General features: G+C 71.6%; 13 protein-coding genes and 1 pseudogene. 11 read left to right on the plus strand and 3 right to left on the minus strand.

All coding sequences use genetic code 11. From position 1 onward, the window contains the following. Window positions 1–30 precede the first annotated feature (30 nt). The 6 genes from ACGFZK_RS33575 to ACGFZK_RS33600 all read left to right on the plus strand — a co-directional run bounded on the left by ACGFZK_RS33575 (window position 31) and on the right by ACGFZK_RS33600 (window position 9,129). On the plus strand, window positions 31–1,077 hold the full coding sequence (locus ACGFZK_RS33575) for a DUF6745 domain-containing protein (RefSeq protein WP_393852635.1): 1,047 nt from the start codon (window positions 31–33) through the stop codon (window positions 1,075–1,077). A gap of 738 nt (window positions 1,078–1,815) precedes the next feature. Continuing rightward, window positions 1,816–3,324, plus strand: a complete 1,509-nt coding sequence (locus ACGFZK_RS33580) for an aldehyde dehydrogenase family protein (RefSeq protein ID WP_393852636.1) — start codon at window positions 1,816–1,818, stop codon at window positions 3,322–3,324. Then, the gene (locus tag ACGFZK_RS33585) at window positions 3,321–4,937 is read left to right on the plus strand and encodes a GMC family oxidoreductase (protein ID WP_393852637.1); all 1,617 of its coding nucleotides are present in this window, start codon (window positions 3,321–3,323) and stop codon (window positions 4,935–4,937) included. The genes ACGFZK_RS33580 and ACGFZK_RS33585 overlap by 4 nt, the downstream gene beginning before the upstream one ends. Then, a complete protein-coding gene (locus ACGFZK_RS33590; protein WP_393852638.1) occupies window positions 4,934–6,022 on the plus strand; it encodes a glycine betaine/L-proline ABC transporter ATP-binding protein in 1,089 nt (362 codons plus the stop codon). Before ACGFZK_RS33585 ends, ACGFZK_RS33590 begins: the two co-directional genes overlap by 4 nt. A 142-nt stretch (window positions 6,023–6,164) precedes the next feature. Further along, window positions 6,165–8,162 (plus strand): ABC transporter permease, encoded by a 1,998-nt coding sequence (locus ACGFZK_RS33595; protein ID WP_393852639.1) that lies wholly within the window; start codon window positions 6,165–6,167, stop codon window positions 8,160–8,162. A 1-nt stretch (window position 8,163) separates the two neighbouring features. Then, a complete protein-coding gene (locus ACGFZK_RS33600) occupies window positions 8,164–9,129 on the plus strand; it encodes an ABC transporter substrate-binding protein (protein ID WP_393852640.1) in 966 nt (321 codons plus the stop codon). A gap of 1,149 nt (window positions 9,130–10,278) precedes the next feature. Here the strand turns inward: ACGFZK_RS33600 and ACGFZK_RS33605 are convergent. Then, window positions 10,279–10,443 (minus strand): hypothetical protein, encoded by a 165-nt coding sequence (locus ACGFZK_RS33605; RefSeq protein WP_393852641.1) that lies wholly within the window; start codon window positions 10,441–10,443, stop codon window positions 10,279–10,281. A 423-nt stretch (window positions 10,444–10,866) separates the two neighbouring features. On the opposite strand from ACGFZK_RS33605, the gene ACGFZK_RS33610 reads away from it, so the two are divergent. From ACGFZK_RS33610 to ACGFZK_RS33620, 3 genes are all read left to right on the plus strand, one after another. Continuing rightward, window positions 10,867–12,126, plus strand: coding sequence for an esterase/lipase family protein (locus ACGFZK_RS33610; protein ID WP_393852642.1), 1,260 nt, complete (start codon window positions 10,867–10,869; stop codon window positions 12,124–12,126). 1,376 nt (window positions 12,127–13,502) lie between these two features. Continuing rightward, the gene (locus ACGFZK_RS33615) at window positions 13,503–14,066 is read left to right on the plus strand and encodes a papain-like cysteine protease family protein (protein ID WP_393852643.1); all 564 of its coding nucleotides are present in this window, start codon (window positions 13,503–13,505) and stop codon (window positions 14,064–14,066) included. 10 nt (window positions 14,067–14,076) lie between these two features. Further along, window positions 14,077–14,967 carry a hypothetical protein gene (locus tag ACGFZK_RS33620; protein WP_393852644.1) on the plus strand — a complete coding sequence of 297 codons (891 nt, stop codon included), beginning with the start codon at window positions 14,077–14,079 and terminating at the stop codon, window positions 14,965–14,967. Window positions 14,968–15,292: 325 nt separating this feature from the next. Here ACGFZK_RS33620 and ACGFZK_RS33625 read toward each other — a convergent pair whose 3' ends face one another. Further along, entirely contained in the window at window positions 15,293–15,814 is a 522-nt protein-coding gene (locus tag ACGFZK_RS33625; protein ID WP_393852645.1) for an SRPBCC family protein, read from the minus strand. A 140-nt stretch (window positions 15,815–15,954) separates the two neighbouring features. On the opposite strand from ACGFZK_RS33625, the gene ACGFZK_RS33630 reads away from it, so the two are divergent. Together ACGFZK_RS33630 and ACGFZK_RS33635 are read left to right on the plus strand one after the other, a co-directional pair. Then, the gene (locus ACGFZK_RS33630) at window positions 15,955–16,842 is read left to right on the plus strand and encodes a helix-turn-helix domain-containing protein (RefSeq protein ID WP_393852646.1); all 888 of its coding nucleotides are present in this window, start codon (window positions 15,955–15,957) and stop codon (window positions 16,840–16,842) included. Between the two features lie 177 nt (window positions 16,843–17,019). Continuing rightward, window positions 17,020–17,988, plus strand: coding sequence for an SMP-30/gluconolactonase/LRE family protein (locus ACGFZK_RS33635; protein ID WP_393852647.1), 969 nt, complete (start codon window positions 17,020–17,022; stop codon window positions 17,986–17,988). 85 nt (window positions 17,989–18,073) lie between these two features. On the opposite strand, the pseudogene ACGFZK_RS33640 reads toward ACGFZK_RS33635, so the two are convergent. Then, window positions 18,074–18,768, minus strand: a pseudogene (locus ACGFZK_RS33640) (hypothetical protein); the annotation flags it as partial.

Raw genomic sequence — 18,768 nt, forward strand, 5'->3', positions numbered from 1 at the left:
GTGGCGGACAGTGGGGGGAGCAGCAGCATCGTGAGGAACGACGTCGACGTGTGGAGGGCGGCCGCTGCGGCCACCGGGCCGGCCGACCGCGCGGCCGCGGAGGCAGGAGTGCGCCTCGCGTACCGGGCGGCGGGCCTGGCGGAGCCGGAGCGGATCGTGTGGGCGGACTCGCCCCGGGCGGCGGTACGCCTGCTCGGCGCGGACGACGGCCCGTCGGGGCCGGCCGCGCGGGGGCGCAGCGTGCGGGAGGCCGTGCGCAGCGGGCCGTGGGCGGCCGAGCGGGAGCGGGCGCAGCAGCAGCTCGGCCCGCAGGGATGGGGGCGGCGCTGGGGCGCGACGGGCGGCCGTCTGTGGGAGAACGCGGAACGCCTGGCGGACCGCATCCGCACCGGTCTCGTCGAGGAGTTGACGGCGGGCGGCGGCTCCGGCGCCGCCGCGGCCGCGGAAGAGGGACGGCTGCGCCTGCTGCTCCTGGACGCGGTGCTCGGGCAGCACGACGCGGCCTGGCTGTGCGCCTTCGACACGCAGGAGGGCACACCGCTGCACGGGCTCGGCGTCCTCGCCCGCTCGGCCGGCTGGTGGTGGCCCTACGAGCGGCTGGCCGTGGTGTGCGAGCGGCCGGTGGAGCTGCACCGGGACGAGGCGGGCAGGCTCGACCGCGGTGACGGCCCGGCCCTGGCGTTCCCCGACGGGTTCGCGCTGTACGCCTGGCGGGGCATGCCCGTCCCGGCCGAATTCCTCGCAGGGCTGGGCACGTTGACGCCCGAGCGGATCCGGGACGAGGAGAACGCCGAACTGCGCCGGGTGATGCTGGAGTTCTACGGGTACGACCGCTATCTGCGGGAGTCCGGTGCCGTCCCCGTACACCGGGACGAGACGGGTGTGCTGTGGCGCATATCCCTGCCGGACGACGAGGCCGTCGTGATGGTGGAGGTCGTCAACTCGACGCCGGAACCGGACGGCACCAGCCGCACGTACTGGCTGCGGGTACCGCCGACCACCCGCACGGCACGCCAGGGCGTGGCCTGGACGTTCGGCCTCGGACCGGAGGTGTACGCACCGCTGCGGGAGACGTGAGCCGACGGAGGGGGAGTGGCAGCACGCATCACGTTGCGTACAAGGGGCTCACCGCGGCCGGGAGGCGGCCCGCGGCGCCGGCCACTGTGGCTTCCTCGCAGGCCCGGCCTCCCTGGTCCGCACCGCGGGCCGGGCCGGCCGAGTGCCCGCCGCGTTCGGCGGCGGGGAGCTCGCCTCGGCCACCGCGACCGCCGCCCTCGCCCAAGCACGCCCTCGTCATCCCCCCGCGGCACCAGCTGCCCGGGGACGCGTGCCCTCGAGCACGAACGGCTCGGTGCCTCCCTGACCGCGGGCCTGCTGGCCACCGCGGCGGCCTCACTGGGCCGCGCACCCGTACCCGTACCGGCGTGCCCGCCCTCACCCCGGTCCGTGCCCACCTCACCGGCACCGACCCCACCCGCGCCCCGTCGTCCCTGGCCGCCCTGACCGCCGACCAGGCCGGTGTCCCCCTCCACAGGTGAAACCCGGCCACCCTGTGTGACGACCCGCGGCAGCCGTCATCCCGACGCGGGTCGTCACACAGGGTGACGCCCACCCCATGCGGATCCCCAGCCCCGCTCGGCGTGCACTTCAGTGATTCCTCTTCGTCTTGTATGTCCAAATTCAGGCTGCTTTGGGGAGTGAAGCAGGCCACTCTACGCCATGCATTGCGCATGGATCCCGGGAGTTGGGGCAGGCGGCCGGATCACGTCGGTCTGACCGGCAGGGGGACTCAAGGGACGAAAGGCAATACGCACCGTGACGGCAGCACAACAGAGCATCCATGTGGGCGGAGAGTGGCGCGAAGCACTGTCCGGCGCCACGCGCGAGATCATCGACCCCGTCGACGCGACCTCCTTCGCGGTCGTGGCGGAGGGCGGTGTCCAGGACACGGACGACGCCGTGGCCGCGGCGCGAGCCGCGTTCGACGCCGGTGCCTGGCCGCGGACGCCGGCCGCCGAGCGGGCCGCCCTGCTGCGGCGGGTCGCCGCCCTGCTGGAGCGCGACCGCGAGCGGATCGGCGCCCTGGAGAGCCAGGACGCGGGCAAGACGCTGGAGGAGGGCCGCGTCGACGTCGACTGCGTCCGCGACGCCTTCCTCTACTTCGCCGACCTCGTGGCGAACGAGAACGGCGGACGGGTCGTCGACGCCGGTTCCGACGAGATCCGCAGCGTCGTCGTGCACGAGCCGGTCGGGGTCTGCGCCCTGATCACGCCGTGGAACTACCCCCTCCTCCAGGCCAGCTGGAAGATCGCTCCCGCACTCGCCGCCGGCAACACGTTCGTGATCAAGCCCAGCGAGATCACCCCGCTCACCACCGTCGTACTGGTCGAGTTGCTCCTGGAGGCCGGACTCCCGCTCGGTGCGGCCAACATCGTCACCGGCCCCGGCGACACGGTCGGAGCGCGGCTCGCCGAGCACCCCGATGTCGACCTCATCTCGTTCACGGGCGGTCTCGTCAGCGGCACCAAGGTCGCCCGGGCGGCGGCCGACAGCGTGAAGAAGGTCGCGCTCGAACTCGGCGGAAAGAACCCCAACGTCGTCTTCGCCGACGCGTGTTCGACGTCCGACGGCTTCGACACCGCCGTCGACCAGGCGCTGAACGCCGCCTTCATCCACAGCGGACAGGTCTGCTCCGCCGGCTCCCGCCTGATCATCGAGGAGCCGCTGCGCGACCGCTTCGTCGTCGAGCTCGCCCGCCGGGCCGAACTGATCCGGCTGGGCCGCGGCACCGACGCGGGCGTCGAGTGCGGTCCGCTGGTCTCCGAGGCCCAGTTGACCAGGGCCGAGACGTACGTGGCCTCCGCCCTCGCCGAGGGCGCGGTCCTGCGCGCGGGCGGCGAGAAGCCGGCCGGGCCCGGCTACTTCTTCCGGCCCACGGTCCTGGACCGGTGCCACCGCGGCATGCGGGTCGTCCGCGAAGAGGTCTTCGGCCCGGTCCTCACCGTCGAGACCTTCCGCACCGAGGAAGAGGCCGTCGCCCTCGCCAACGACACCGAGTACGGCCTCGCCGGAGCGGTGTGGACCTCCGACGAGCAGCGTGCCCGCCGGGTCGCCGCCCTGCTGCGCCACGGCACCGTCTGGATCAACGACTTCCACCCCTACCTGCCGCAGGCGGAATGGGGCGGCTTCGGAAAGTCCGGCATAGGCCGCGAACTGGGCCCCAGCGGTCTCGCCGAGTACCGCGAGGCCAAGCACATCTACCAGAACCTCGCTCCGCGCCCCGTGCGCTGGTTCGCAGGCGCGACGGAGAAGGACCGGGCATGAACGACCACCACGCGTACGACCTCCACGCGTCCGAACCCCATGCGTCCGGCCACCACGCGTCCGAACCCCAGGCATCCGGACCCCACGCCTCCGGCGAGCACGTCTACGACTACGTCGTCGTCGGCGGCGGCACCGCGGGTTCCGTCATAGCCTCCCGGCTGACCGAGGACCCGGACGTCAGCGTCGCCGTCATCGAGGGCGGCCCCAGCGACGTCGGCCGCGACGACGTCCTCACCCTGCGCCGCTGGATGGGCCTGCTCGGCGGTGAGCTGGACTACGACTACCCCACCACCGAGCAGCCCCGGGGCAACTCGAACATCCGCCACAGCCGTGCGCGGGTGCTGGGCGGCTGTTCCTCGCACAACACCCTCATCGCCTTCAAGCCCCTTCCCTCCGACTGGGACGAGTGGGCGGACGCAGGCGCCGAGGGCTGGGACGCGGCGGCCATGGACCCCTACTTCGCCCGGCTGCGCAACAACATCGTCCCCGTCGCCGAGGCCGACCGGAACGCGATCGCCCGGGACTTCGTCGACGCGGCGCAGACCGCGCTCGGTGTGCCGCGCGTCGAGGGCTTCAACAGACGTCCCTTCGACGAGGGCGTCGGCTTCTTCGACCTCGCCTACCACCCGGAGAACAACAAGCGTTCCTCCGCCTCCGTCGCCTACCTGCACCCCTTCCTGGACCGGCCGAACCTGCACGTCGCCCTGGAGACCTGGGCGTTCCGGCTGGAGCTGGAGGGCACCCGCGCCACCGGCGTGCACATCCGTACCAAGGAGGGCGCGGAGCACGTCGTGCGCGCCCGGCGCGAAGTCCTGGTGTGCGCCGGGGCCGTGGACACCCCGCGCCTGCTGCTGCACTCCGGGATAGGGCCGCGTGCCGACCTGGAGAAGCTCGGCATTCCCGTCGTGCACGACCTGCCGGGCGTCGGGGAGAACCTGCTCGACCACCCCGAGTCGGTCATCGTGTGGGAGACCCACGGTCCGATCCCGGAGAACTCCGCGATGGACTCCGACGCCGGGCTGTTCGTCCGCCGGGACCCGGAGGCCGAGGGCCCGGACCTGATGTTCCACTTCTACCAGATCCCGTTCACGGACAATCCGGAGCGCCTGGGGTACGAACGGCCCGCGCACGGCGTGTCGATGACCCCGAACATCCCCAAGCCGCGCAGCCGTGGCCGTCTCTACCTCACGAGCGCCGACCCCGAGGTCAAGCCCGCGCTCGACTTCCGGTACTTCACCGACGAGGACGACTACGACGGCCGGACCCTCGTCGACGGGATCCGCATCGCCCGGCGGATCGCGGCGAGCGAACCGCTGGCCGGATGGCTGAAGCGCGAGGTGTGCCCGGGACCCGAGGTGACCTCCGACGAGGAACTCAGCGCGTACGCCCGCCAGGTCGCGCACACCGTCTACCATCCGGCCGGCACCTGCCGGATGGGGGCCGCCGACGACGAACTCGCCGTCGTCACGCCCGATCTGACGATCCGGGGCCTGACCGGCATCCGGATCGCCGACGCGTCCGTTTTCCCCACCATGACCGCCGTCAACCCCATGATCGGCGTGCTCATGGTCGGCGAAAAATGCGCCGACCTGCTGGGAGGTACCACCCGATGAACACTCCGCCGCACACCGCCACCGAACTTCGGCCCCCCGCGGAATCCGTCTTCTCCGTACGCGACCTGTGGAAGGTCTTCGGCCCGAAGGCCGACCGCGTGCCCGCCGACCCGGAGCTCGGCGCCCTCGACGCCGCCGAGCTGCGCGAGCGCACCGGCTGTACCGCCGCCGTCCGCGACGTCTCCTTCGACGTCCGCAAGGGCGAGGTCTTCGTCGTCATGGGCCTGTCGGGCTCGGGCAAGTCGACGCTCGTCCGCTGCCTCACCCGGCTCATCGAGCCGACCTCGGGCACGATCTCCATCGACGGCGAGGACGTGCGGTCCATGGACACCGGGCGGCTCCGCGAGCTGCGCCGGCACCGGGCGGCGATGGTGTTCCAGCACTTCGGGCTGCTGCCGCACCGCACGGTGCTCGACAACATCGCCTACGGGCTCGAGATCCAGGGCGTGGGTCGCGGCGAACGGCGTGAGCGGGCGGCGGAGTTCGTCACCAAGGTGGGCCTGGAGGGCATGGAGCACCGTAGGCCGAGCCAGTTGTCCGGTGGCCAGCAGCAGCGCGTGGGCCTGGCCCGCGCGCTCGCCGTGGACCCCGAAGTCCTGCTGTTCGACGAGCCGTTCAGCGCACTGGACCCGCTCATCCGCCGGGACATGCAGGAGGAGGTCGTACGCCTGCACCGGGAGGAGGGGCGCACGATGGTCTTCATCACGCACGACCTGAGCGAGGCGCTGAAGCTCGGCGACCGCATCGCGCTGATGCGCGACGGCCGGATCGTACAGCTCGGCACGCCGGAGGAGATCGTGGGATCTCCCGCCGACGACTACGTCAGGGACTTCGTCCGTGACGTGCCGCGCGAGCAGGTGCTGACCGTCCGCTCGGCGATGCGCCCCGCTCGCGCCGGCGAGCAGGAGGCCGGCCCCGCCCTCGCGCCCGGAGCCACCGTCCACGAGGCCATCGAGGCCGTCGCCCGTACGGGCGAGAACGCGCGGGTCGTCGAGGACGGCCGGTGCCTCGGTGTGGTCGACCACGCGGGACTGCTCGGTGTCGTTGCCGGGGTCCCGGCCGCGACGGGAAAGGCGGTGGCCTGATGTACTCCCATACGACCTGGCCGCCGCCGTGCGGCACGATCGGCGCCCCTGCCGTGCCGGCCCCTGCCGTGCCGGCCCCTGCCGTGCCGGCCACCTCCGTGCCGGCCACCTCCGGGCCGGCCACCTCCGCGCGGTGGGGCCGATGACCGCCACCGTCACCCCTGCCCCTCCGAGCCCCACCACCGACAGGACCGTCCCCGACCGGACCGTCCCCGACGCCGGATCCGGTGTGCTGCGCGCACTCGCACGCCACCGCGGTCGGCTGATCGGCGCCGGCGCGGCCGTAGCGCTCCTCCTCGGTGCCGTACTCCTGGGCGGCGGCAGCTGGCCGGCGTCCCTCGCCGTCGATCTGTCGGGACCGCTGGACCGCACCAGCGACTGGATCATCGACAACCGCGACGGCCACCCCCTCTTCCTCTACTTCCTCGGCCACGTCAGCAACATCGTGGTCGTCTCCGTCCGCGCCGTGTACCTGGTGCTGCTCGCTCTCGGCTGGGCCGGCGTCACCGCCGCCGCCGGGCTGGTGGCCTGGCGCGTCGCGGGCGTCCGGCTCGCGCTGACCTCCGTCGCCGCCTTCGCCGTGTGCGGACTGCTCAGCATGTGGGTGCCCACCATGCAGACGCTCGCCCTGATGGTGGTCGCCGTCGCCGCGTCCGTGCTGCTCGGAGGCCTCCTCGGGCTGGCCGCCGGTCTGTCGGACCGTATGCACCGGATCCTGCGCCCCGTACTCGACACCATGCAGGTGCTGCCGGCCTTCGCCTACCTCCTGCCCGTCGTCCTGGTCTTCGGCATCGGCGTGCCCGCGGCCGTCCTCGCGACCGTCGTCTACGCGGCCCCGCCCATGGCCCGTCTCACCGCGCTCGGACTGCGCGACGCGGACGCCGGCGTGGTGGAGGCCGCCACTTCCCTCGGCGCCACCGGCAGGCAGCGCCTGCTGACGGCCCGACTGCCGCTCGCCCGCAAGGAGCTGCTGCTCGGCGTCAACCAGTCGATCATGATGGCGCTGGGCATGGCCGTGATCGCGTCCGTCATCGGCGCGGGCGGCCTCGGCGACCGCGTCTACCAGGCGCTGGCCTCCGTCGACGTCGGTGCCGCGCTCGCCGCCGGGGTGCCGATCGTGCTGCTCGCCATCGTCCTGGACCGCGTCACCGCCGCGGCGGGAGAACGGATCGGCGCGGCCCCGGCCCGCCGTGCCGGACTCGGCTGGGCCATCGCCGCCGTGGTCACCGCAGCCGTCGCCGTCGGCAGCCGCCTCGCCGACGCGCTCTCCTGGCCCGACGGGTGGACGCTGGACATCGCCGAGCCCGTCAACGGGGCGGTCGACTGGATGACCGCCCACCTCTACTCCGGAGTGCCCCTGGTCGGTGGCACCGCCGACTGGGCCGGGCGTTTCACCACCTGGATCCTCAACCCCCTGCGCGACGGCCTGCAGTGGCTGCCCTGGTGGGCGGTCCTCCTGACCGTCGGCGTCCTCGCCCTGCTCATCGGCACCTGGCGCACCGCCGCGACCGCCGTCCTGGCGATGGCCGCGATCGGCGTGCTCGGTGTGTGGGACCCGGCCCTCGACACCCTGTCCCAGGTACTGGCCGCCGTCGCCGTGACGCTGCTGATCGGCTTCGCCCTCGGGGTCGCCGCGGCCCGCAGCTCCCGCCTGGGCCGCGCGCTGCGCCCGGTCCTGGACGTCTTCCAGACGATGCCGCAGTTCGTCTATCTGATCCCCGTGGTCGCCCTGTTCGGTGTGGGCCGTGCCCCGGCGGTCGCGGCCGCCGTGGTCTACGCGCTGCCCGCGGTGGTGCGGATCACGGCCCAGGGCGTGCGCGCGGTGAACCCCGCCGCCCTGGAGTCCTCGCGCTCGCTGGGCGCGACCGGACGGCAGCAGCTGTTCCAGGTCCAGCTGCCGCTGGCCCGGCCGGCGCTGCTGCTGGCCGTCAACCAGGGCGTGGTACTGGTCCTCGCCGTCGTCGTCATCGGCGGCCTCGTGGGCGGCGGGGCGCTCGGCTACGACGCGGTCTTCGGACTCGCCCAGGGCGACCTGGCGACCGGTCTGGTCGCCGGCGCGGCGATCGTCTGCCTCGGCCTGATGCTCGACCGCGTCACCCAGCCGACACAGCGCCGCAACCTCGCCGGAAAGGGGGCCTGACATGGCTCGCACCCGCATCGCCGCCCTCGCGGCCGCCCTCGCCCTGACGACCCTCACCCTCACCGGCTGCGGCGCCGCCGACATGACCCGCCAGGCTTCCCCGTACGCCGACGCCAAGGGTTCCCGCACGGTGACGCTGTCCGTCCAGTCGTGGGTGGGCGCGCAGGCCAACGTCGCCGTCGCCCAGTACCTGCTGGAGCACGAGCTCGGCTACCGGGTGGACACCGTCCAGATCGATGAGGTACCCGCCTGGGACGCACTCAGCCAGGGCCGGGTGGACGCCATCCTGGAGGACTGGGGCCACCCGGAGCAGGAGAAGCGGTACATCGACGACAAGGCGACGATCGAGCGGGGCGGCGACCTCGGGGTGACCGGCCACATCGGCTGGTTCGTGCCGACGTACTTCGCCGAGGAACACCCCGACGTCACCGACTGGAAGAACCTGAACAAGTACGCGGAGCAGTTCCGTACCGCGGAAAGCGGTGGCAAGGGCCAGTTGCTGGACGGCTCCCCGTCCTACGTGACGAACGACAAGGCCCTCGTGAAGAACCTGGACCTCGACTACCAGGTCGTGTTCGCGGGCTCCGAGGCGGCGCAGATCACCCAGATCAGGCAGTTCGCCAAGGAGAAGAAGCCGTTCCTGAGCTACTGGTACAAGCCCCAGTGGCTGTTCGAGAAGGTCCCGATGACGGAGGTGGAGCTGCCCGCCTACAAGGAGGGCTGTGACGCCGACGCCCAGAAGGTGGCCTGCGCGTACCCGCACACGCCGCTGCAGAAGTTCCTCAACGCCCGCTTCGCGGACGGCGGGGGCGACGCCGCCGCCTTCCTGAAGAAGTTCCGCTGGACGACCGAGATGCAGAACGACGTCGCCCTGATGATCGCGGACCAGAAGCTGCCCCCTCAGGAGGCGGCGGCCCGCTGGGCGAAGCAGAACGAGCCCACCTGGCGGACCTGGCTCCCGTCCTGACGCGGGTGCCGCTCGGCGACGCCGGGTGAGGGTGCCCGGAGGGCGATCCCCTCCGGGCACCCGCCTCCGGTGCCCGGAAAGGCGGTCGGACGCGCCGTCCCAGCGGTCGCGTCCCGCCACACGGGCGGGTGATCGGCTTGCATGGGTTGTCGACGTCAGCGGCGCTGCCGTCGTATCGCATGGGAGGTCGCCGTGACCGGGTTCGAAGTGCGGGCAGAACTCCGGGACGCACTGCTCAACGGCCCGGACATCGAACCCCTGCCGGACGTCTACACCAACGGCCCCGCGACGGTCAGTCCCACGCCTCCTCCACCCACCCTGACGCTCCCGGCCCCGACCCTCGCCGATCTCGCGTCAACGTCCGCACCGGGGACGGGAACAGGTCGGACGTCGTCTACTTCGGGCTCCTGCCCGGCGCAGCTCCCGTCGGGACGGGGCCGAACACGGCGGTCGGGGCGGGCATCGACGGACTTCCAGCAGGCCGCGCAGGCGATCAGCCCACACTGCTTCACGAGGTCGGCCACGCCTGTGGGCTCGACCACGCACCGCGCGGTCCCACCGGGCCAACCGACGCGAACTACCCGAAGTACGAGCCCTGCCTTTCGGCGTCGATCGGCGAGTACGGCGTGGACTGCGCCAGGGGAGTTTCCGGTGCCTGCCGGATGGCGAGGTACTCGAGAGCCGAACGCCGCAGTCGCCTGTACCGGGGCACGGGTGCAAGGCTGCGTCACGTAGAGGAAGCGACGGTTGTGTGCGGCCGGGTGGGGCGGCAGTAGCGGTGGATGAGCTCGGCACGGGCGGGGGATCGCGTGACGAGCCCGTCGGGCCGGCCCAGGGCCATGTCGGCGTAGTCGAATCCGGGTGCGACGGCTTCGCTGACCAGGGCGCGGTCTCCAGTGGTGAGGTGGGAGGTCGTCGACGGGGTTTCCCCGTCCTCGTCGGTCCCGAGCCGGTGGCCGAAGCAGACGCAAGCACTCCACCGGCCGGGGAACGTGGAGACACTCGCTGCGCCGTGTACGACTACGACCCTGCCTGGACGCCACGGTTGAGGATGCTCCCCGGTTCGGCCAAGGCCCAACCGCGACGGCGGGCTGACCGCAGGCGGCAGCAACAGCGCGGGCCACTCGGCAGCGCAGCGTCCCGTGCGGGCTACGAGGTGCGTTCCAGGAGCATGGCCATGCCTTGGCCGCCGGCGGCGACGACGGTGATCAGGGCGGTGGTGAGGTCGTCGTGCCTCGGAGTGCGGCCGTCCATCAGTACCCGGCGGTGCGAGCTGCCCAGGTGGCGCACCATCAGTTGAGCAACGAGGAGCATTGCGGCACCCGCTGTGCTTCACGCGGCTGTGTACGGCGTGAGGCAGGCACGGCGCGAGGTTCCTCGCCGGGGTCTGTGGGTGGGGCGGGTGTCGGCCGTCGGCGCGGCGTGTGGAAAAAGAATCGATTCGGCCAACTCACCCTGCTCTAGCCTCATCCTGGGCGTTTGCCCGGGTATCGGATGGGGGCTGTCATGGCTGCGAGGAGCCGGCACCACACGGCGTGTCGACCGGTGTGGAAGACAGGGACAGGCATGCAGACCGGTTCCTGGACTGGAGGTCGCCGCAGCCGATCGCGGCAAGCCACTCCGGACTTGGACGGGAGCAAGCCCCCGGCGGCCACCGCACGGTCCACCGCTCCACCGCTGCCCGCCGGGCCGCCGCCCTCGGCATGATCGGCCACACACGCAAGGAGTCGTCGCACTATGTCCACGCCTGTTGTCAACATCTGGGACGCCCGCACCCCGGGAGCCCGGTCCACCTCCTCGAAAGCACCCGCGAGCGACGAGACTTGGAGGCTCGAGGAGTTCAGGGCTCAGGGGACCGCCTGGGTCTACTACAGCTCACCGGAGCAGAAGCACCTCAGGCGGCCGGTGATCCTGGCCGACGGCTTCTCCATGGGCGCCAGCAGCCTCGACATGCTGTGGGACGGCATGGAGAACGGGCAGTACCCCTTCGTGTCCAAGCTGCGCGAGCAGGGCTTCGACGTGATTCTCCTCGGATTCGACGAGCGCTCCGCGTCCATCCTCGACAACACCGAGGTCGCAATCGGCTGCATCCGCAAGGCGATCGCCGAGCGCGAGGGCTCGGCCAAGCTGACGGTGGGCGGCTTCAGCATGGGAGGACTGGTCACCCGCTACGCCCTGGCCAAGATGGAGACCGACAAGGAGGAGCACGAGACCTCCACCTACCTCTCCTACGACACCCCGCACCGCGGCGCTTGGCTGCCCATCGCCGTCCAGGCGTTCGCACACTTCGTGAAGGACAACTGGGGCGACATCCCCGTCTACGGCGAGCACCTCAGCCGCTTCTCCCACATGGTCAACAGCGCGGCCGCGCGCCAGCTGCTGCGCTGGCACATTGCCACCGTCGGGGCCGAGGCGGGCCAGGACCAGGAGCGCACCGACTTCCTGGAGGCCCTGGAGCGGGTGGGCACCTGGCCCCAGCGCCCCCGCCTGCTCGGCGTCGCCAACGGGGTGGGCACCGGAGTCGGCAACGGCATCCCCGCCGGCACGCCCGCGATGATCAGCCACGGTGAGCACCTGGGCGGCACCCACCTCGACACCCAGGCGGAAGGGAACCCTGTCGTCGTCGCCCAGCTGTGCAAGGCGGGCGACCGGCCGATCGACGTCTCCACCAGCCACATCCCCGACATCGACGGCGCCCCGGGCGGCCTGTTCCCCGAGGCCGCCCTGCTGCCGGGCCGCCCCGCCAACTTCGGGACCGCCGCCATGCTGGTCGAGCTCCTCGAGGGCCAGGCACCGGAGCTGGTGTACAACGCCACCACGTTCGTGCCCACCGTCAGCGCCGTGGCGACGGGCGACATCGACAACCGCGACACGCTCTACGGCAAGGTCGACCGGGACTCCAGCGAGCTCCACGACTTCGCGTGTGCCGGCGACAACCAAGGGCACACCGTCATGACCGAGGAGCTCGGCCAGTGGATCGTGGACCAGCTCCGCTGAGCAACCACCAGCAGGAACATCTCCCATCGGGGACGTAGAAGCAGCAGGCCCGGCGCCAGCCGGCCTCGGGGCCTGTCTCCATTTCACGCGGCCGGTCGGTCCACGACCGGCCGCGCCGACAGCCGGTGCCGCACGTGATGCCGCACGTGGAAGGCCGCACCGTACGCGGCCGGGGTCAACCCGGCTGCTCGGAAGGCGTGGCCGTCTTCGTCCTGGAGGGGTGACGTAGTGGCTGCCGGATCGTTTCAGCCGATGTGAATGATGCATTCCGCTTCTCTGGGTCGGGCTCCCCGGGTCCGGATCCCACCCGTGTGCCCCGTCGAGGTCTGCCGCCCGGAGCTGCCGCCTGCGACCGCAGTCCGTGCAAGGGGGCGGTGGTGTGATGGGGCGGTCGTTCTACTGGTGTCGCTCCTGTCGCCGGCCTCTCTACGCCACCAGTTCTCTTGCCGTTCCGGCCGGCTGGGACTGGGAGATCGACCATCAGCAGCCCGGTGACTGTGCCAACGGGCACCTGATGCCCCTGACCGGCACTGCCACCGTCCCCGAAGACCTGCCCAACGCTCCCCGTGTGCTGGGCGTCTTCGGATCCTGAGTCATTTGCTGGTGACGTCTGGGTTACGGCCCGCCACGGTGCCTGGCGTGGGGTCGTTGGGCTGTTCATGGACCAGAGAACCGTTCCAGCACAGAGGGGTTTCGCCGATGCGGGGGCGGCCGGCGGGCGGGTTTCGGATGCGCCGATCTATGACGCCCTCAAGCGTCAGTGGCTCCAAGAGGGCCGGGAAGTTCCCGGTGGGGAAGGCTCCGTGCCAAAGGGCAGGCACCGGTCGGGAGGCGGAGACCTGTTCGACCGCGGCTGACCGGACGAGCAAGATCCGCCGCCCCGCCGCCCCGCCGCCCCCCCGGGCGCCCGTCCGCCCGTAACCGAAGACCTGATGAATCGTTTATCCACATGTCGCGCCGGATGCACGACCGCTCCCCCCTTGCGGTGGCCGCGACTCCAGGCCCCGGGACGCCCCCCTGTTCCGGGGCCTTGCCGCGCCCCCACCACGTACAGGCGGGTCGTGCGGCGGTGGGGATGGCGGTGAAGTGGTGGTGCCCACCCTGCGCCTAGTCGTCGCCGAACTCCCCGCAGGCTTGCCGGGCCGAGGCCATCCCGTGCGGACCAGAGGGAAAGGGGGCAGGCCCACGAGCTCCTTCAGCGCCTGCCCCCCGGCGGCCCGACTCCATTGCCGCCCGAGTCGCATGATGACCCGACAAATAATCAATATGGGGCATTTTCGCGCATGACCCCTATGTGCCGTAGACATGATGCGCTGTCATATTCCTGCCAGATCGCCCCGTTCATCTCGTTGTACCCATCAGGGGAAGGCAGGAAAATGGGCAGGTTCAGGTACGGAACCACGGCGTCGGCCATCGCGCTGGCCGCCTTGGGATCGCTCGTGGCCGCGGGAGGCACGGCTCACGCGGAAGCGGGTCAGGACACCATCAGCATGCTCAAGCAGGAGAAGTCCCAGTGGTGCTGGGTCGCCTCCGGGCTGACCATCGCCAAGTTCCAGGGCTTCGGCTCCACACAGACGGACTTCTGCAACCGGGCCCAGCCCTCCTACGGCTGCAACAACCAGCCCGCCACACTCGACGACATGGCCAGGGGCTGGAGCAGCCTCGGCATGACCCACACCGGCTCGGGCCTGAGCAGTGCGGCCACGTTCAACCAGGTGTACACCGACGTCAAGGCGGCCCGGCCGATCGGTGCCCGCATCGGGTGGACGTCCGGCGGCGGCCACATGAACGTGGTCTACGGCTTCGACACGTCGAACAGCACGATCGCCGTGGCCGATCCCTGGCCGGACACCACCACGTACACGTGGTGGAACTACAACGACTACGTGAGCAACGGCTCGTCCAAGTGGACCCACTCCCGCATCGGTATCTCCCGCTAAGGCAGGCGACATGCGCGACACCAGCGGCACCAGCGGCACCAAAATGTCCAGCAAGCGGGCGGCCTCTCGCTTCTCCCGTCTGTCCCTCGTCATCGCAGTGAGTGCATCCGCGCTGCTGTCCGTCGTCGGTCCGACGCACGCGGTCCCGGCCAAGGACCCTCTCCCGGCCGACATCCCCGACTACCAGGCCGCCCTCGACGCGGTGAAGTCCACCGACGTCCGCAACGCCGTCTGCCGCTTCCTGCGCACTCCGGTGCCCGTCGGCGACGCCGGCGAGCCGGTGCAGACGATCCCCGAAACGGCCGAGCCCTGCCAGGGCCTCCCGATCTTCACGATCAAGGACCCGGTGGCGCGCAACGAGCTCACCCCCGGGTTCGTCGCGGGCACCGCCAAGCCACTGCCCACCGAGGCGTTCAAGCTGACACAGCTGGTCTCCTCCCTGAGCGCCACCGTCAACGGCCGCAACGCCACCGTCATGCTCGCCCCCACCCAGGGCGGCGGCTGGCACCTGGCAGCCGTGCGCGACGGCGACAGCGACGCCACATACGCCGGCAAGGCCACCGTGGGCACGCTGGTCTTCACCGAGCCGCAGATCCGCGGCTGGTACCAGCTCAAGCTCACCACCGTCGAGCCGCTCAACGACCAAGCCCGGCAAGGACTGGGTGGGCAGGCGTCGGTGTCGCTCAGCGACTACCAGAAACTGGTCAAGGCCCGCTACGCCGACAAGCTGCCCGGCTCGGAGTACGACACCACGGGCTATTCCAGCGGTTACAGCCTCCAGCGCACGGAGCAGGGCGCCTCGTCCTCCACCCTGCTCCTTGCCGGAGGCTCCGGCACGGCACTCGCCCTCGCGGGCGGAATCGCCGTGCTCCACCGGCGCCGGCGCACCAGCACCCCCTGAGCCGGACCGGCAAGCGGTGGCCGAGCTGCAGGCAGCCGTGAGGGCGTGGCTGCACCTCACGAAGTCGACCGGCGAACCGCCCCGCTGAACGGCGAAGCGGCCGCGTGCCCTGCCCGGACCAGCTCGTCTGGTCCGGGCAGCGTCGTGCACAGGGGCGTTCTGCGGCGGGCAGCTCTGCCCGCCGGGGTTCAGAGGCCGTGTCATCGAAGCCGGGGGTCTTGGCGTCGACCCCCGGCGTAGCCGTGGAAGGGGTCAGATGCCGATGTCGCGGCCGTAGTACCGGCCGAGCACCGCCGCCACTAGGGCGAGGCCGTGGGACGGCGGCCTACGAAGCCCGGCGGGCATCTCCCACTTCCGCAATCCATTGGGCGAGGGAGACCAAAGTGGTCTCCACGCTGTTCGTCATGTAGTCACGAAGTGCGTCGAGGTCGCCGCGGGTGGTGCCGAGCACAGGGTCGAGACGCAGGAGTTGCCAGGACTGCTCGACGACGGTTCCGCGTCCCTGCGGGTGGCAGGTCCAGCTCCATTGCACGATGCCGTCTTCAGCGCCGCCGACCACGAAGGTGAAGGCGGTGCCGGGGTCGGCTCGTACGACCTGGGAGCGCGTGGTCCACTGCCGGCCGCCCTTGCGGTTGCGGCCGCTGAACCAGGCACCGACCCGAGGCCCGGCGCCTTGGTCGAATGTGACATCGGAGGCGTTGGGGCTCCAGCGGCTGATCGCCGATACATCACTGACGAGGTCATAGACACGGGCGGGTTCGGCATCGACCCAGACGCGCCGGGTGAAGGCGAATTGCGCTGCGTCCAGAACCTCGAAGAGGTCGTGTTCGCCGGTGGTGGCGCTCAAGGCGTGCTCCTGGAGGTGTGGGGTGGTGCCGGGTCGGCGCAGCCCACGTCATCACCGGCTTCGTCGGAGTGCCAGACCCGCTGGTGCCTATCCCCGTCAGGGTCAGGCTGGGCGGTTCGGCTCGACCCATACTCGGATCCATGAACGGAAAAGTGCAGCTCGGGGAATTCCTCCGGACACGACGCTCCCAGCTGCTGCCTGAGGAGATCGGAGTGCCCACCTACGGGGAACGGCGGCGTGTGCCAGGCCTTCGGCGCGAGGAACTGGCGCTGCTGGCCGGTGTAAGCGTCTCCTACTACACCCGCCTGGAACAGGGGCAGTCCCTGAACGCCTCGCCGCAGGTGCTGGACGCCCTTGCCCGGGCCCTGCGGCTGGAGGAGACCGAGCGGCTGCACCTGCACAACCTGGCCCGGTCGGGCAAAGGCCCTGGCCGAGGCCGACGGCCCGCCCCGGAGCGGGTGGCGCGGGCGACCGGTCAGCTGTTGGAGGCACTGGCCCACGTTCCGGCGATCGTGACCGGCCGCCGTAGTGACGTCCTGGCATGGAACCGGCTGGGCCATGCGCTGTTCGCCGGACACCTGGACCCGGGCGCCACCGACCGGCCGGCGGAGCGCCCCAACATGGCCCGCCTGGTCTTCCTCGACGCGCATACCCGTGACCTGTACGCGGACTGGCCCGCCAAGGCCCGGGCCGTGGTGGGGAATCTGCGCCTGGTGGCAGGCCAGTATCCGGACGACCTCGCGCTTCACACGCTGGTGGGCGAACTGAGCTCGAAGAGCCCGGACTTCGCCTTGATGTGGGCCGACCACCGCGTCAAGGCATGCGCCGTCGCCACCTACGAAATGCGGCATCCGCTGCTCGGCCCGCTGACCGTCACTCAGCAGACCTTGAGCCAGGGCCCGAGCCAGAACATCGTGGTCGCCACCACGGAGGCCGGTTCGCCCGCGCGGACCGCGCTGTCCCTCCTCGCCCACGTCGGCCCGCAGGGTGACCCGGCGCGACCGGGAACCCTCGCCGACGCCGGCTGACCCGACACACCACCGGGCGCCGGCCGACATCCGGCGAGCGCCCGCCCATCCACCGGGGCGGCCGCCGCGGCCGCTGCCCGAGCAGCTCCCGGCGCCCGACGCCCTGACCGAAGCCCCCCCCGAACCCCGGCGCGTCGGCCTACCGCTGCCGCATGCCCACAAACAGTGAAGGAACCCATGTTCAGGAAGAAGTGGCCCAAGACCGCCCTGTCAGCCGCCGTACTGACCGCGGCCACCGTCGCCGCGACCGCCCCCGGAGTCGCATCGGCCGTCTCCGCCCCGTTGAGCTGCGCGCGCATCGCCACGCACTTCGACCCGGCCCGGCAGCAGATGCCCGAGAACATTGCCCTGAGTCCCGATGGCAGCGCGTACGTCACCTTCGCCGCCGCCCGCCAGGTCGCCCGAATCAACCCCCGGGGAACCACCCGGATCCTGGCCACCCTGCCCGCACCCGCCGACGGCGGCACCCACACTCCGGTCTTGGGCTTCGCCCTGACCACCGGCATCGTCCGTGCACAGGACGGCACCCTGTACTTCCTGTACGCCACCGGAACCGCCGACCTGACCGGCCTGTGGCGGCTGCGCCCCGGCGGAGAACCGCAGCGCATCGCCGCGCTGCCCGCGGCCGGCCTACCCAACGGCCTGACCCTGGATCCGCGCACCCACACCCTCTACATCACCGACTCCGTCCTCGGCACCATCTCGAGCGTGCCCACCACCGGCGGCACCCCCCGCACGTGGTCGACCGCCCCCGAACTGGCCTCCACCGGATTCCTCGGGGCAAACGGGCTGAAGATCCACAACGGGGCACTGTGGGCCACCAACCTCGACCGGGGCACCCTCCTGCGCATCCCCATCCTGCGGGACGGTCGCGCCGGCGCGGCCCAGACCCGAGCCACCAGCATGGCCGGAATCGACGACTTCGCCTTCACCGGCCGCGGCGACCAGATCCTGGCCGCCCTCAACGGCCCCAGCGAGGTCGCCCTCATCCAGCCCGACGGCACCCACTCCACCATCCTGACCGCCGCCGACGGCCTGCAGAACCCCACGTCCCTCGCCCTGCGCGGCGACACCGCCTATGTCCTGAGCGCGGCCTACATCACGGCCAAGGACCCCAACCTCCTCCTCGCCCATCTGAACCGGTAGCACCGCACCGGCGGCGCGCGGCGGATTCGCTGAGGATTCCGCCGCGCGCCGTCATCCGTTGAACGGAATCCGTGCAGCCTGCTGCCTAGCCCTCGTGGCCCTGGTGGCCTTCGTGACCCTCGTGGCCAGCGGGCTTGTTGCCGTAGCCGTAGTGGTCGCCGGGCTTGCCGTCGTGGCCGTGTTCGTGCTCGTGCTCGTGGTCCGGCTTGCCGGGTCCCTCGTCGTGCCCGTGGCCCGGACCGCCCTGGTCCGGCCCGCCGTGGCCCGGGCCGCCCTGGTCCGGCCCGCCGTGCTCCAGGCCGCCGTGGCCCGGGCCGCCGGGCCCGCCGATGACGTTGCCCCCGGTGATGGCCCCTCCGGTCGTGTTGCCGCCGGTGACGTTCCCGCCGGTGGTGTTCCCGGCCGTGTTGCCCGCGGTGTTTCCGGAGGTGTTTCCGGCGACGTTCCCCGAGGTGCCGCCGGAGACGAGGTCGGCGATCGGTCCGCCCAGGAGGCCACCGCCGATCAGACCCACGGTCGTACCGGTCGTCGATCCGCCGGTCGTCGTTCCGGCGGTCGGCGTTCCGGCGGTCGCTCCGGTGGTCGTGCCGGTCGTCGTTCCGGCTGTCGGCGTTCCGGTGGTCGCTCCGGTGGTCGTACCAGTGGTCGTACCAGTGGTCGTGCCGGTGGTCGTGCCGGTGGTCGTGCCGGTCGTCGTTCCGCCGGTGGCGCACCCGCCGAGGAAGATCCTGTTGTTGTTGAGCGTCACCGCGCCGTTACGGGCCAGCGCCCGGCCCTCGA

The organism is Streptomyces sp. NPDC048257 (genome assembly GCF_043201855.1).
In the GTDB taxonomy this organism is placed as follows: domain Bacteria; phylum Actinomycetota; class Actinomycetes; order Streptomycetales; family Streptomycetaceae; genus Streptomyces.

What these genes read in the sequence shown, in the direction of transcription:
- ACGFZK_RS33585 (WP_393852637.1), top strand. Translation starts at nt 3,321, where the DNA reads ATGAACGACCACCACGCGTACGACCTCCACGCGTCCGAACCCCATGCG.
- ACGFZK_RS33590 (WP_393852638.1), top strand. Translation starts at nt 4,934, where the DNA reads ATGAACACTCCGCCGCACACCGCCACCGAACTTCGGCCCCCCGCGGAA.
- ACGFZK_RS33595 (WP_393852639.1), top strand. Translation starts at nt 6,165, where the DNA reads ATGACCGCCACCGTCACCCCTGCCCCTCCGAGCCCCACCACCGACAGG.
- ACGFZK_RS33600 (WP_393852640.1), top strand. Translation starts at nt 8,164, where the DNA reads ATGGCTCGCACCCGCATCGCCGCCCTCGCGGCCGCCCTCGCCCTGACG.
- ACGFZK_RS33605 (WP_393852641.1), bottom strand. Translation starts at nt 10,443, where the DNA reads ATGCTCCTCGTTGCTCAACTGATGGTGCGCCACCTGGGCAGCTCGCAC.
- ACGFZK_RS33610 (WP_393852642.1), top strand. Translation starts at nt 10,867, where the DNA reads ATGTCCACGCCTGTTGTCAACATCTGGGACGCCCGCACCCCGGGAGCC.
- ACGFZK_RS33615 (WP_393852643.1), top strand. Translation starts at nt 13,503, where the DNA reads ATGGGCAGGTTCAGGTACGGAACCACGGCGTCGGCCATCGCGCTGGCC.
- ACGFZK_RS33620 (WP_393852644.1), top strand. Translation starts at nt 14,077, where the DNA reads ATGCGCGACACCAGCGGCACCAGCGGCACCAAAATGTCCAGCAAGCGG.
- ACGFZK_RS33630 (WP_393852646.1), top strand. Translation starts at nt 15,955, where the DNA reads ATGAACGGAAAAGTGCAGCTCGGGGAATTCCTCCGGACACGACGCTCC.
- ACGFZK_RS33635 (WP_393852647.1), top strand. Translation starts at nt 17,020, where the DNA reads ATGTTCAGGAAGAAGTGGCCCAAGACCGCCCTGTCAGCCGCCGTACTG.